Source organism: Methanothermobacter defluvii, assembly GCF_003385755.1.
GTDB lineage: Archaea > Methanobacteriota > Methanobacteria > Methanobacteriales > Methanothermobacteraceae > Methanothermobacter > Methanothermobacter thermautotrophicus.
The window spans coordinates 873360-887445 of record NZ_QREL01000001.1 but is presented as its reverse complement, the minus strand read 5'-3'; the positions used below and the strand labels follow the sequence as shown (position 1 = coordinate 887445).

The following is a 14086-nucleotide window of genomic DNA, read 5'->3' as shown; positions in this document are numbered from 1 at the left end:
AAGCTCAACTACTTTTTATCAGGTATTCCAATCCCTGATGGGCTCCCATACAGTGACATCCCTGCTCCTCATGACTGCCCTGAAGACGCCTCCACCGTTACCAAGGAGCACCAGCCTGGCGAACATGGAATCCTCATATCCACGCTCCAGGACCACGGTCCGGTTCCTGTCATAGAGTACAAATGCAACGAGGCCCCCCTGGGGGTCGCCCCCCACCTTCCTGACACCACCATCCACGAGGTACAGTTCTGAGACCCTCAAACCATTGAATGAGATCCTCTCACCATCCCAGAGCAGACCGTCACTGGTTCTGAGGGGCCAGCCCTGAACTATACTCCCTGTGGAGTACACCGGCTTCCTGGTTTTTCCTGTGAAGTTCCAGTTACCATAATAGAGTATCCAGTACCCCTTATCAATGAGCCGGTCACAGGTCACAAGGACGTAGCCGGATCTCCTGCTCAGGGTTGAGGCAACCCTCCCCGCAGCAGCAGGGTCAAGTCCCCTATCCTGCAGGTACTCTGCCCTTGAGGACCCATCAACAGCCAGCACATCCCCCAGAATGACTGCAGAGCCAGCCGGATCCCCGGTGGCGTTCAGTACCTCAAGGTAGGCTTCATCACCTGAGGATGCCAGCATGGATAGTATCTCATCTGCCAGGTGGGGGTCCGTCGTTGCAAGGGCCCGGTCCTGCCAGTACTCCCTGTAAACTCCAGGGATACGGGGGTCAAGGGGGTATCCAGGCCCCCTCTTCGCCGCAGTTTCAATGTAGGCCAGTCTGCCATCGAAGTTCACCGGCCTCCTGGCCATGAATGCAAAGAAGTGTCCGTGGACCCAGTTGGAGATCACCACAGTATCAGGCGGGGTTTTGGCTCTTATGTAGTCTGCAGCATCCAGAAGGCTGTCATCCACCCGGGGGTGGAGGGCGCTGTACTGACCCGTAGAGATGATGAGGGATGGAAGGACCACCATGATGGCGACTGCAACCTGAAGCTTCCGCCTGAAACCGGGGGGTACCCTGGAGGCAGTCCCCAGATCTGCAAGGAATAGCGCGGAGGTTATGAGAAGGGGTGCAGTGAGGAGCTCAGAGAACCTTATACCCCAGAGTAGTGAGGCGGCACCTGTGAGGGTCCAGAGGATGATTACCGGAAGCACTATGCTATCCCTCCAGTCACGGAAGAGGGACCTGAAACCAGACAGACCCGCCAGGAGGAGGCCGGGTCCAAGGGCCATCAGCACGTCATCAAAACCTGGCCGCTGGAGCTCTGTTATGTTTGCATAGGGGTCAGGGAATGGATCTGCTCTGGCAACGGGTATCTTCATCAGCCCCAGGGGGATGGATGGAATGGCCCGCGGATCCATCAGCACAATGAGAAGCGTGGAGGTGATGAGGAATATGAGGGGTTCTCTTCTACGATACAGGAGCGAGTGGATTATCACCGACAGGGCCATAATCGAGTAGATGATCTGCCACCCATTCCAGGCTGCGGCGAAGACAGCCATGAGGGCCCCCGAGAGTACGGCCATCCTCCAGTCACCATCCCTGAGAGAAAGGTGGAGTGTTAGGAGGATGGCAAGGGGGAGGACGAGGTTGAACATGTCGGTGTCATAGAAACCAGGGACGGTCCTCATGAAGTAGAAGGGTGCTGCAGTGGCAAGGAGGCCTGCTGTGGTGGCTGATACGTCATCACAGTCAAGGGACCTTGCAACTGCAAAGACAGCGACCCCGGCGAGGGGTGCAATGATGGCTGGAAGCCAGAATGCGGTGTCGGTGAGACCTGGAAGTAACCAGTAAATAGCAGGTAAAGGGTGACGGTGAGGTAGGGGAGCAGAGGGGGGTAATCGAGGGGGACCCCGGGAGGGTAATAGGAGTACCTGTCCCACCCACCCTCTGAGAGTTCACCCTCATTGAGAAGGTTGCTGGCGAGCCTGAGGTTGTAGTAGGAGTCCATATCATACATGAGGGGCTGGGAGTGGGCCTCGCTGTATACCCCGGCCACAGTCACCGTGCCTGCTCTCAGGGCGAAACCTGAAGCGAATATTATGAGCATCAGTAAAACAGCCTTCCTGTCTGCGCCACCAACCCATTCCCTGATACTGAAGGACAGATAATCACATCCTTACTTTCCCTTTACTAAGATAGATCTCTGGTCCCGGGTTAATATGCTTTATTCCCTTTACTCATATCAAGCTGCAGTGTCCCCATGACTGGATGGGGAAGAGGAGGTAGAGGCCCTTCTGCTTTTTACTCATATCATTGTTGCAGTGTCCCGATGAGCATAGATTTTCGGTTAAATGCTGCATATCTCGGTGTCCCTGTCTGCATGGATTTATCTGTCAGTCTGCAGCCCGTAGCGTGTCCCCTCTGATACGGGGATTGCCGGTGCTGCACCCGGAGAAATCAACCACAAAAACTTAAATAGAGATCACTGAGAATTAATTAATAAATCATGATTTTCTGTAATATCCATCTCTAAGCTTCAAGGAGTGATATTAATGGTCATAGAGTTAATCTCGGTATTCATAGCACTTCTGGCCTGTTTCTATGCTTCATACAGTGATATAAAAAGGGGTATAATACCCAACCGCCTGACCTTTCCTGTTATCGGGATCGGTCTTCTCCTGAATGGTGCGAGGGCCCTCATGGAATCGAATCCCTGGATATTCATTTACACAGCCATCTTCACAGCCGGAATATTCGCCCTGGGATACATCCTCTGGAGGATGGGGGCCTGGGCAGGTGGTGATGTGAAGCTCTTCACAGCGGTAACCTCCCTGCTACCATTCCAGCCGTCACTGGTAAGCTACAGCTTCCTAGGAACAGCCTTCCCTGTCACAGCATCCTACCCCTTTCCACTCACGGTCATAATAAACAGTATACTGGCGCTCCTCCCCTTCCTCCTGGTCTATGTCTTCTTTATCATCTACACATCCAGGAGGCACCTCATGGACGAGTTCATGGAGCCCCTGCGCCAGTACAGGACCAGCATGGTCCTGGCCCTGGTTATAACATCCGCAGTTACCCTGACATTCTTCATAACAGACTTCCTCCCATTCCAGATCATAGTACTTTCTCTGATCCTTGTCTACCTCCTCACCATGGTCATATCACGCCTACCGCCAAGGGTTAAGGCGGTTATAGTATCGGTGATCATAGTCTACTCGCTCTACACGAACTTTGAGTTGACCGTGAGTGGAGTTGTAATTCTCTGGGTCTCCATAACGGTTATACAGCTCATAAGGAAGCTCCTCACATCCATCACGAGGGAGGCCCTCCAGGACACCATGGGCGTGGATGAACTGAAGGAGGGCATGATACTCGCAAGCACCCTCTACAGGAAGGGCGATGAATACTACTTCGATGACAGTTCACTCCTTGACAGGTTCCGGACAGCTGCGAGGACCGGCGATGTATCCGCACTGACCTACAGGGGTGAACCCGTGGTATCTGCCATGGCAGCCGGTCTCCGGGAGGAGGAGATTGAGACCCTCAGGGACCTTGTATCCAGGGGCAGGATAAAGGATGAGTTCCGGATAAGACGCGGCATGCCCTTTGCCCCCGCAATCTTCATAGGGCTCCTGGTTTCACTCCTCATAGGAGACCTTGCAATGATACTCTTCAGGTTATTTGACATCATATTCTAGTTCAGGTGGTGAGGGTTACCGGTCTGGTGAGCCAGATAACGGTAAACTGGGGTGGTCACTGCCATGATCTCCCGGATCTTCACCAAATATATAAGTGTAGCCCTACAGAATCTAATACAGAGATGTTTAAAGGTGATCTATATGGATAGCAGGGGACAGGTCTCCCTTGAGTACCTTCTGCTGATACTCGTGGTCCTCCTCATCCTTGGAGGAGTAACGATACCCCTCATAGGAAGTTCAATTGAGGCAAGCACTGATGTTTCAAGGGCATCAGATGCCAAGGTGGCTGTTCAGACCATTGCAAATGCGGCTGACATAGTATACGCCAACGGACCGGGTGCAAAGAGGACGGTGAGCTTCTACATACCTGTTAAAGGAGTCCTCATCACCGGCAATAACAGTGTCATATTCACAGTCACCTACACCAACGGCACGGTATCAAATATAACTGCACCGACACAGTACAACCTGACATCACAGTCCGTGGAGGTGCAGAGGGGATGGTACACAGCTGTGATATACTGGCCACTGAATTCAAACAACGTTGTTGTGACGAATGTGACAAGGAAGTAGGTGATTGAATGGATTTCTTCTCAAGACTCGGCAGTGCAGTGATAGCTCTATTTAACATCATGGGAACCGTCATATTTGAACTGGTAAGGCTCCCCGGGAGGATGAGGAGGGCTGCCTCAGGTCTGCGGGAGGGACTCTCCAGGGTCGAGGTGGATGAAATACGGGATAAAATTCATGACAAAACAAGGACGATAGGGGAGCGAATACCGGTGCAGCGTGATGAGGAGGTCAGGGAGATCCTTGAGGAGGCACGAAACCATGACATCAGGATACCCGAGGACGACGCACCCATAATAATCAGGACCCCGCAATTTGACCCGGCAGAGAAGGAGAATGCTGTCCTCAAACTCCAGATTGCAGCCTCACTCTTCATCATAATATCCATAGTCTACGTCTTCAACTTCATATCCATCCTTGTGTTCCTTCCGGCCGCCCTCCTGCTCCTAGCTCTCCTACTTTACATACTCTACAGACAGATAAGGGTAATGTACCCCGGGGACTTTGAGGCCTACAGGGACTTCTTCCTCATGTACGTGGCCGTGGGTGTGGTTATAATCCTTGTCTCAGGCAACTCGGCCCTGACAATGGCGTTTCCCTTCGTATTCTTCCCTGCCCTCACAACGCTCCTCTTCGCGGTGATCGCGGTTGCAGCGGTCTTCCTGATATTCCGGGTTAGGTATGTGCGTGACTACACCTTCGGTGAGGTTATAGAGGTGGGTGAGAACACCTCCTATGTACGTGTTGACTATGATATAAGGAGCAACGTCAAACCCGATGTTTACATAGTTGAGAATAATGGCTTCCATGTTGATGTCCATGATACTGTGAAGCTTGCAGTTGAGGGCTCGGTCATGAGCATGAGGGGTAACAGGCCGGTGAGGATAATAGGAGTGGAAGGCCTCCGCTGATTAATAACCCTTAATTTTTCAGATTCTATGCGGAACCTTAATGTTGCACTGAAAAATCAAATATCAGGGATATCGCCTATATCTGGACCGTGTATGTCCTGTCCCCAAGTCTGACGGTGGTGCTGTTAACCGGTTTCACACCGCTGACGGTGAGGAGTGACTCCACAGTCCTGTTGATGACCAGGGCACGGTACTCAGGGGGAACCGGCCTTTCAAAGGAGATGCTTATCACCCTGTTGCTCCCGCCGGTGATCTTTATGCCGGTGACCCTCATGGGTTTCATCGATACATTCGTATAGGACATCTCAGATATGGCGCCGGTCGCGCCCTCCCTGGCAGCGGTTGCGATGCTGTTTTCCTGTGACTGGGGGCCTGCGATTGATGAGAAAACAAGTACAATTACCACTATGAATGAAACGATCAAAAGAAACTCGGCTGATATCTGTCCCCTGAAGTCCATAATACATCCCTCACGTTGATATATGGATAAATATATAATAATAGTTACTGTCATAGATTATGTTATAAAATGGAAGGGGATAAGATTGAGGGATTTACTGTCTGATAGAAGGGGATTCGCATTTTCACTTGATGTACTCCTGGCCATAATACCATTAACCATACTGCTCGGTATGCTGGCAGCTGACATGGACAACATCATGTATCTCACCCAGAGCACCGTCTATCAGAGCTCCCTTGACCGTCAGGCATCTGATGTAGCCGACGCCCTGGTGGAATCATCCGGGACCCCACCTGACTGGGAACAGAAGGGAAACCCTGATAGCATAGGACTTGCAAGGTACGACCCGGTCAGAAAAATTCCCCAGAAGAACTATCTCTCCCCTGCCAAGATCGCGGGGATTAACACAACGAATATGGGGGAACTGGTGGGTCCCGAGTATGGATACTACATCAACATAAGCACCACCGAGGGTCTCACAGTGAGGACCCTGGGGACACTCAACACCAGCGCCCCTGACATTGCAAGGGTTGAACGCTACGTCCTCACAACAAAGGTGGAGCGTGTTGGTTCACTGGAGGGCCTCATAAGGGACGCCGGGCAGCCAAGGACATACACAACCAACTTCCCCACCAATGATGCCTATCTGAGGATATATGACTACTGGGTCCTTGTTATAAACAGGGGGTACGATTCTGCCTTCGTGGATGTTAACAACAACCGTGTCGTGCCACCAAATGAGATAAACAGGCATATAACCGAGATAAAGAAGCAGATAAATGAGACCTACCTCTACAATTACACAGAGTTCAGGGACAACATACTGAGTGTCAGGACCCAGAGTAACCCCGGGGCTTCCATGGATGTATACATCCTTGCAGCGCCGAAGGGGACACCCCCAGGGCAGATAACACTGGACAATGTGAGGGTAAGACCCGCAAGGTTCGTCCTGTATCTCTGGTTAAAGTGATTGAAAGGTGATGAAATGATCCGTGGTTTCAATGATGATGAGGGTGGATTCATATTCACAACGGACGCAGTACTGGCACTCATAGTTGTATTCATATTCACAGCGTCAATCGTAACCTACTTCGCCCTGCCCAGTTACATGGGGGCTGACCACCAGCACCTTGAGGCCCTCGCAGCGGATGCACTGGATATTATGAGGCAGGACGGGACCCTCTACTCTGCAGCCGCCATGTACTCACGCAACAACACCGCGGGGGCAGAGAACCTCATAGAGTCCGAGTTACAGTCCCTGCTACCTCCAGGGGTTGGTTATGAGTTCAAGATGGGGCCATATCCGACCCTGAGGAACGATAGCGGCATACTCGTCTCAAGGGACACTGCATCAAGGGCCATCGTTATTTCAGGACCTGAGGAGGGCTGGCTCGGACGCGCATGGTACAAGATGGAGGAGGTCACCCTCGAGGACCAGGAGATAAACTCAACAACAACGGTCTGGAACTTCCATAACTGGCTTAGTAACTACTGGAGCAGTCTCTATTATAGACCATACTGGGGTTACCAGACAGCCCCCAGAAACATCAGCTTCTCTGTCCCATCAACCAGTATCAACTGGGGAAGGTTTCTCCTGGGGTCCTGCAACCGGCGGAACCGGTCATCCTACGGGGCGAATGTTGTTATAAACAATGTGCCGCATATAGTGAGAAACGACAGTTTCACCTTCCTCAACCTCCGTCCCGGGACCACGAGGGAGCTCATGTACAACTATCAGGGTAACATCACATCCCTCACCGGCGGAAGCAACAACTTCTATGTCCAGTTCACAAACATGACCACAACAGGGAGCAGCGACTATGACCTTCCCTGGTTCTCAATAATAGCCAACTACACAACCACCATAAAGGTCCCGAAGGGTATCATCACCCGCACCTTCCAGTTCAATGATGTTGCAGGACTGGCGGTGCCAAGCCTTACAAGGTTAGATACGAATGGGACCATGGGTTACGGTCGTATATATGACCTGAACACGGGCACAGTCACCAACCTCAACACCAGGAGGGTCATAACCTGGAGCAACATGGTCAGACGGAATCATGCCTACTCAGACGGTCTCCCCTTTGTAATTGATAGCGTTAACGGTGGAAGTTCCGATGGTTCCGCGGTGAGCGTCACCCAGGACATACCGATACCTCCCGGTTCAAGGATACTTGACGCCCACACCGTTGTGAACCCCTATGGTGGTGTTGACGATGCCCTGGTGGAGGTCTGGAACGGCACAGCATGGAATGTGGCCTTCTGTTCATTTGATTATGGGGGCGTGGATTACAGTACAGTCAGTGACGGATACGGTAACGTTCCGGGGATAGTCTACATCAGGGACTACCTCCGGGCTGGCCAGACAAACAGGGTCCGCGTAACAATATGGGACAACGTTCCGGGACAGGACTACGACCTCGTGGGTCTTGTTGACTCCTACTCCACGGTATCATACACATCACTCCCGATCCAGTGGCACAACTATCCCTTCAACAGTTACCAGAACTCAACAAATGTATCAGCACCTGTTAGACAGTTCACCATAGGATCAGACGCCAAGAAGGTCCTCCTCTTTGTTGGGGCAGGCCTGGATACTAAGTCGATTAAGGTTGAGGTTAAAAACTCAACCAGTGCCTGGACACAGCTCTACAGCGGGCCGGTGCCATTCTCCCTGGATATCGGGGCCATCGATGTGGCCGGGAGCAGGATATTCACCACAGGCGGAAACCCCGGCAACTACAGCACAAGGCCCGGCACATACAATATCCGTGTAACCATAAACTCAGGTGCTGGATGGGAGTCAGGGGACTCCAACGCCGAGATATACTCCGGTACACGGGTGGCCGTGATCTACCCGAAATTCCTGGCCAACATGTGGGCCACAGAATACGCCAATGATGCATACACGGCCCAGAATCTTGCCAGGCAGGAGCTCATAGCCATGCTCCAGGCATCAGGTTACAGCATTGACCCCTCACTGATAAGGACAGAGGCACTCTACACCGGGGATATACCGAACTCCCTGCCGGTTAGATTAACACTATGGAGGGATTGATTATGGGGATAATTGGCGATGAGGATGGATACGCATTCACACCCCTCGCAGTGCTCCTCTTCATACCGGTCATCATAATAGCCATATCATACGGGGACATCGTCAACGAGGCCAACATGCTGGCAGCGCTCTCAACGGGTGGTGATGTCACCATAACCGTCGTGGGTTCAATATATTCAACTGTGGAGAAGGCTGCGGCTGACGCCGGACGTAACGCGGCCTACAATGCATCAAGGAATGTCATAGACAATGCAGAGTTCTTCCCGCAGGGGACAAGCAAGGCGAATATAACAGAGAACGTTGTGAATGCCCTGAATGACAACATCATAAACACGTCCCTGGAACTTGAAAGGCAGACCGGTCGCCAGATCTACATCAACAATGTACCCATAAACAATTACACCAGCGCCACATTCACAACCTCCGACGTGACCCTTACACAGGACGACCCCTTCGGGTTCAGGGTTGAGATAAGGAGGGGCATACCCCTGAAGATCGTTCAGAGGGACCAGGTCTATGAGTTCACACTCCCGCCGGTCTCATCATATGTGAGCCTTGAGGGTATAGAGGACCCATACATATGGATAAACACGAAGTTCCGTACAAGTAACGTCATATACAAGTACCCCTACTATGCAACTAACGGTACCTACGCCGATTACCGCCTGAATGAGAGTATTGATAATGAGGGCCACCTTCAGAACCTGTGGTACTGTCTTAACGGGACAGATAACCCCAGTAACATCACCCCGAGGCCCTACTACTTTGTGGATCCCAATGGACTCTCCTTCTTTGACCGGCTTGAGAACCGTTCAAGCTCCGCTGATCCTGCCTACGCAAGGATGAGCACCTTCATAATAGGGGATCCACTCCTGGAGGACCACAACGGCAACCAGTACATATCAAAGGTCGACAGGGAGTACTTCCTTGGAATCGCGGGTACAACCATAAAGGTCAGGAATAATGTCATTTACGACCCGCTGGGGGCACCCTTCTGTCTCTCAGCAACCTACAAGAACCTCCTCGGTCTTGCTGCAAACAACTACAATTAATGTTTATGAGTCAGCAGTTAAAGGTGATCCAATGGATGAAGGTGGAGTTTTAAGTATAGATTTCCTCTTTGCAACACTGATAGCCCTCATAATAATTGCGGGGATGGTCAGCATGGTGGACAGTGAACTCTCAAGGACACAGGCCGGTGAACTGGGCCAGGCAAGGATGATGGGTGAACGTGTTGCAGGCGCCGTCAATGCAGCATACACCAATGGTCCAGGGTTTGCCGTTAACCTGACACTACCCTCTGATTTTCCCTACACCGTTGAGGTGAGGAACGGGCAGGTCACCGTGTTCTACAAATCCCAGAGGATCAAACTGAGTATCATACCGAAGGTGAATGTGACCACAACCAACATGACCCCTGGAAAATACACTGTGAGGAACCAGAACGGTACAATAACCGTAACGAAGATAACCTGAGCACTGTGAGGAACCAGTACAATAACGGTAACGAAGATAATGAGATCCTGATACGCCAATGAGCTGACATTATGAAATTTAAGGAGGAAATTCCTTGCTTGATGATCTTAGATGGGAATATAAGGCCCTCATACTTATCGGCATAGTCACAATCTCGATAGTAATCTACTCATACAGCTCCTTCAGTTCAGGTGAAAGGGAGCGGATTTCAGATTCCAGCCCTGTTGAGCCTCAGCCCCAGCCGGTGCCCATCAGCATCCCCAACATGACATCAGAGAACACCAGCAGCAGCACAGAGAATGTAACAGCCGAGGAGGCAAGGCAGATAGCCGGTGAATCGGGTTACACTGCGGGCCAGCCATCGAGGGGTTCAATCACTATAAACGGTACCGATGTTCCTGTGTGGGTTGTTCCGCTTCAGAGGGGTGGCAGGACCGTCAGGGAGGTCTATGTCAGTATTGAGGGCGGCCAGATAGTTGGCAAGAGGGAATTCCAGTGAGCCATAACCTGCTGATCTGATCATAAGATATTTAAGTTCCCATGAAATACTATTGATAAACTGTTAAAAAGCCTTCCATAATGATCTGCGGTGAATACAATGGACGTTCTAGGTGTAACTGTAATGCTGGCCCTCTTTATCCTACTTCTTGCATTCATATTCTCTACAGGCCTCATGACACCAATAATCGGGAAGAAGAACCTGCTATTTGTGGTTTTCATAGGCTTCATTGCAGGGACGGTTGGGGGTGCCTTCTTAATATCCCCTGTCTATGATGAGATCCCCGAGATCGCGAGGGGAGTATACATCTCCACTGAAGGTGGCACAGAGAATGTAACGGCTGATGTTTCAACAGCCACGGATATAATGAAACTCACAGAGGAACTCGCAGCTCAGGAGGGGGTTGTGGATGTCCATTCAGAGGGGGTAGTGATAAGGACTGACAGATTTTCAGAGAACCGTAAAAGGATAATAGAGGAGAAGGTATCGATAATAGACTCCAACATAACATCAGGGAAGGTTTACACAAACGGCACAATAATTTTACAGGTTAAAAAGGGCTACAATCCTGTAAACGCCATTGAAAACCTTGCAGAGTGGTTAATGTACACCGGGGGTATAAAAACAAGGTACAGCACCGTCCACCTGGTGGTGGAGGTGAAGCCCCAGAATGTTGACTCGGTGGTCTCCTACCTCCAGGCAAGGGAGATAGTTGTTACCGGGGTGAAGGGTCCTGCCGAGGAGAAGGTGGCTGCATTGAAGAGATCACTCCCGGATAAATCCAACATAGTACTCTTCTGCGGTGTCCTCGGAATGCTAACGGGACTTGCAGGTGTTTTCATTGACTCCATCCTCGGCTTTGTGAGGGGCATATACCAGAGATACAGGGGTGTCTGATGAGGTCTGCGGTTCTCTATTCAGGTGGTAAGGACAGCACGATGGCCCTTTACCATGCACTACAGGAATCTGAGGTCGAATTTCTGGTATCTGTGATCTCAGATAACCCTGAATCCCACATGTACCATGTGCCCAACATACACCTGACAGCCCTCCTTGCAGAGGCCGTTGGAATACCCCTCATAGAATCCAGGACCGCAGGGGTTGAGGAGGAGGAGGTTGAGGACCTCGCCGGCACACTTAAGACCCTGAGGGAGAGGGGTGTGGAGGCTGTCTACTCCGGGGCTCTCTACTCCGAGTATCAGAAGTCAAGGATAGACGCCATCTGCAGGAGGCTGGGTTTAAGGTCAGTGGCACCCCTCTGGCACAGGGACCCCCTGGATTACATGGAGGAGATAGTTGACCTTGGATTCAGGGTCATGGTGACGGCTGTTGCAGCTGAGGGTCTTGATGAGTCATGGCTTGGGAGGATAGTTGACAGAAAGATGATAGATGAACTGGCGGATCTGAGTGAGAGGTACGGTATAAACCCTGCATTTGAGGGTGGTGAAGCCGAATCACTGGTCCTTGACGGCCCAATATTTAAGAAGCGACTCGAGATACTTGAATACGAAAAGAAGTGGTTCTTTGATAATGGCTTCCTGGACATAAAGAGGGCTGTGCTGGTTGATAAGGATTAGGTTAAGGTCTGACTGTGAGCTCAATCAGCAACGTCTTCAGGGACTGAGACATCGGGTGCCAGCCAGTCTATTAAACCCATTATATCGTCTGATTCAATCTCCACAAGTATGTCACCCAGTGCGGAGATGGACTCCTCAAGGACGTTCACCCGGTTCATAAGGGCGGCCTGTTTGTTAATGTAAAACCATGTTGAATTGCCCCTGAGGTGTTTTTTGAGTATATTCCTTGCCGTGAGCCTTATCCTCCTCTTTTCAAGGGCCTCCTGGAGGTTCCTGAGGCTCCCGCTATCACCGGTGCCCCTCACGGCGTCATCTTCAACCTCAATTTCAAGTTCAGGGAAGACGTTGAGAACAGCCTCCCCAACCTTCTCTGGATCCTCTGTCGCCCTGACCGGGGCTTCAACTTTAACTTTATCCATCCTCTTGTCCTCCTCTGCTGCTCTCCTCACCCTTCTCTGCAAGTTTCCTGAGTATCTGCTTTGCCTGTTTTTTTATCTTCCATATCGGGCCCTCATTGACTATCATATAATCTGAGGTCGCTATGACGTCGCCTATGCCGAATCCAAGTTCTCTTTCGTCTCTTTCAACGAATTCTGCATACCTCTGAGAGTCGTCCTCCCTCTGCCTCTTCCGGAGCCTCCTGAAGCGGGTCTTTCTTGTTGAGAATACTGATATGACCCTGAAGCCAGGGAACCTTTTTCTGAATATCTCGACCTCATGGGGGCTCCTTATTCCCTCTATCAGGAACATTTCTGATTCTGACTCCTGAATCCTTTCAACGCACTTTTCGGCAACCACGTACTTACCGTATTCCTCCCTGAGGCGAACGGCCGTCACACCGGGGTCCTCACCTCGCTTCCGGGCTTCATCCCTTATTACGTCACCCATCCTTATAACCCTGAAACCCATCGACTCAGCTATCCTTGATACAACGCCCTTCCCTGCGCCGGGCATCCCTGTAACTCCAATAACCACCATATTCACACGCTCAGGATTCTTGATCTGCTTGAGGATTCCCCTCTGGTGAAATCCTTCCAGAAATCAGATTCTTTTTTTCTCTGCAGTTATTCTATTGTGCCATACCATATATGGATACTGCGAATACTCTACAACTGCACAGGTTCACAGTTCTGGATTGTATCTCCGGAGGTCTATAAGTTTTAGGGTCTCCCTGATGTTCTCAGGGTTATCGAATTCCTCGACGATAAGCTCAAGTTCATCCCGGGATAGGTCCTCAAGTTCCCTTACCGCTTCTATGAGGGCTGGTATGGCCCTTACAATGTTATCTGTTATGCTTATACTTGCCTTCCGGGATGTCCTTGACAGCGGGTTCAGGTCAATGGTTATAACAGTCTTACCTGACTTACGTAGTATCTCTGTCCTGTCCCCGTCCTCGAGGGGAACCAGGACCACGTCGGCACTGTAGATCCCATCAGGGCTTGCTGTTGCCCTCGGACTCTTTATATCATCGATGTAGAGCAGTTCGTCTGTTCCGAGGACCTCCCTGGCACCATTTTCCAGGAGGACCTCCTCTATTAGTCTGACCCTCTTCTCTGTCCGGTGGAAGAGGTTTATCTCGATCTTTCCCCCGATTGCATCTGCAAGTTCAACCACAGCTCCCGGGACAAGGGCGGCGGTGTTGCCGTTAACCGATATAACAGGGTTTTTTGCAAGGAGGAGTGCTGCAGCAGCAGCTCTTATGGCCCTCGCAGCGGGTTCTGTGGTCCTTTCACCCAGCAGGTAGTCGAAGGCCTCACCCCTGCCATGGGCGATCATGCCTGAATCTGCGAGTATACCCTTACGCCAGGCCTCTGTTATCATCTCTCTCTGTATCAGTGAATGGTAACGTGGATGGTCCCTTGAAATCATGTTAATGTATTGTACCGGATACTT

Annotated in this window: 15 protein-coding genes and 1 pseudogene; 10 read left to right on the top strand and 6 right to left on the bottom strand. The window is 51.1% G+C overall.

The genetic code is table 11. The features are described from left to right. Window positions 1–18: 18 nt before the first annotated feature. Together C7452_RS04650 and C7452_RS09275 are read right to left on the bottom strand one after the other, a co-directional pair. Window positions 19–1881, bottom strand: a complete 1863-nt coding sequence (locus C7452_RS04650; RefSeq protein ID WP_115892372.1) for an STT3 domain-containing protein — start codon at window positions 1879–1881, stop codon at window positions 19–21. Continuing rightward, window positions 1857–2048: pseudogene (locus tag C7452_RS09275) on the bottom strand (STT3 domain-containing protein); the annotation flags it as partial. The pseudogene C7452_RS09275 and the gene C7452_RS04650, both read right to left, overlap by 25 nt. Before the next feature lie 445 nt (window positions 2049–2493). Between C7452_RS09275 and C7452_RS04640 the strand changes: the two are divergent. From C7452_RS04640 to C7452_RS04630, 3 genes are all read left to right on the top strand, one after another. Further along, window positions 2494–3642 carry an A24 family peptidase C-terminal domain-containing protein gene (locus C7452_RS04640; protein ID WP_245942837.1) on the top strand — a complete coding sequence of 383 codons (1149 nt, stop codon included), beginning with the start codon at window positions 2494–2496 and terminating at the stop codon, window positions 3640–3642. A 141-nt stretch (window positions 3643–3783) separates the two neighbouring features. After that, window positions 3784–4215, top strand: a complete 432-nt coding sequence (locus C7452_RS04635; protein ID WP_115892370.1) for a class III signal peptide-containing protein — start codon at window positions 3784–3786, stop codon at window positions 4213–4215. An 8-nt stretch (window positions 4216–4223) separates the two neighbouring features. Beyond that, window positions 4224–5123: a DUF2101 family protein gene (locus C7452_RS04630; RefSeq protein WP_048175287.1), complete on the top strand. Its 900-nt coding sequence runs from the start codon at window positions 4224–4226 to the stop codon at window positions 5121–5123. A 76-nt stretch (window positions 5124–5199) separates the two neighbouring features. Here the strand turns inward: C7452_RS04630 and C7452_RS04625 are convergent, their stop codons facing one another. Then, a complete protein-coding gene (locus C7452_RS04625; RefSeq protein WP_010876063.1) occupies window positions 5200–5583 on the bottom strand; it encodes a hypothetical protein in 384 nt (127 codons plus the stop codon). Between the two features lie 85 nt (window positions 5584–5668). On the opposite strand from C7452_RS04625, the gene C7452_RS04620 reads away from it, so the two are divergent. The 7 genes from C7452_RS04620 to C7452_RS04590 all read left to right on the top strand — a co-directional run bounded on the left by C7452_RS04620 (window position 5669) and on the right by C7452_RS04590 (window position 12193). Then, window positions 5669–6553 (top strand): hypothetical protein, encoded by an 885-nt coding sequence (locus tag C7452_RS04620; protein ID WP_048175288.1) that lies wholly within the window; start codon window positions 5669–5671, stop codon window positions 6551–6553. 15 nt (window positions 6554–6568) lie between these two features. Next, a complete protein-coding gene (locus tag C7452_RS04615) occupies window positions 6569–8641 on the top strand; it encodes a CBS domain-containing protein (protein ID WP_115892368.1) in 2073 nt (690 codons plus the stop codon). 2 nt (window positions 8642–8643) lie between these two features. Beyond that, complete coding sequence (locus C7452_RS04610; RefSeq protein ID WP_245942836.1) at window positions 8644–9693, top strand: hypothetical protein; 1050 nt, start codon at window positions 8644–8646, stop codon at window positions 9691–9693. 31 nt (window positions 9694–9724) lie between these two features. Beyond that, window positions 9725–10117 carry a hypothetical protein gene (locus C7452_RS04605; RefSeq protein WP_010876068.1) on the top strand — a complete coding sequence of 131 codons (393 nt, stop codon included), beginning with the start codon at window positions 9725–9727 and terminating at the stop codon, window positions 10115–10117. Between the two features lie 94 nt (window positions 10118–10211). After that, entirely contained in the window at window positions 10212–10616 is a 405-nt protein-coding gene (locus C7452_RS04600; protein WP_115892366.1) for a hypothetical protein, read from the top strand. 99 nt (window positions 10617–10715) lie between these two features. Continuing rightward, a complete protein-coding gene (locus tag C7452_RS04595; RefSeq protein ID WP_170130289.1) occupies window positions 10716–11513 on the top strand; it encodes a hypothetical protein in 798 nt (265 codons plus the stop codon). Then, window positions 11513–12193: a diphthine--ammonia ligase gene (locus C7452_RS04590; protein ID WP_115892364.1), complete on the top strand. Its 681-nt coding sequence runs from the start codon at window positions 11513–11515 to the stop codon at window positions 12191–12193. Before C7452_RS04595 ends, C7452_RS04590 begins: the two co-directional genes overlap by 1 nt. A 20-nt stretch (window positions 12194–12213) precedes the next feature. Here C7452_RS04590 and C7452_RS04585 read toward each other — a convergent pair whose 3' ends face one another. From C7452_RS04585 to C7452_RS04575, 3 genes are all read right to left on the bottom strand, one after another. Further along, complete coding sequence (locus C7452_RS04585) at window positions 12214–12612, bottom strand: RNA-binding domain-containing protein (RefSeq protein ID WP_048175291.1); 399 nt, start codon at window positions 12610–12612, stop codon at window positions 12214–12216. Beyond that, window positions 12605–13171 (bottom strand): AAA family ATPase, encoded by a 567-nt coding sequence (locus C7452_RS04580; protein ID WP_048060819.1) that lies wholly within the window; start codon window positions 13169–13171, stop codon window positions 12605–12607. The genes C7452_RS04585 and C7452_RS04580 overlap by 8 nt, the downstream gene beginning before the upstream one ends. A gap of 144 nt (window positions 13172–13315) precedes the next feature. Beyond that, window positions 13316–14062, bottom strand: a complete 747-nt coding sequence (locus tag C7452_RS04575) for a 4-phosphopantoate--beta-alanine ligase (RefSeq protein ID WP_048175292.1) — start codon at window positions 14060–14062, stop codon at window positions 13316–13318. Window positions 14063–14086 lie beyond the last annotated feature (24 nt).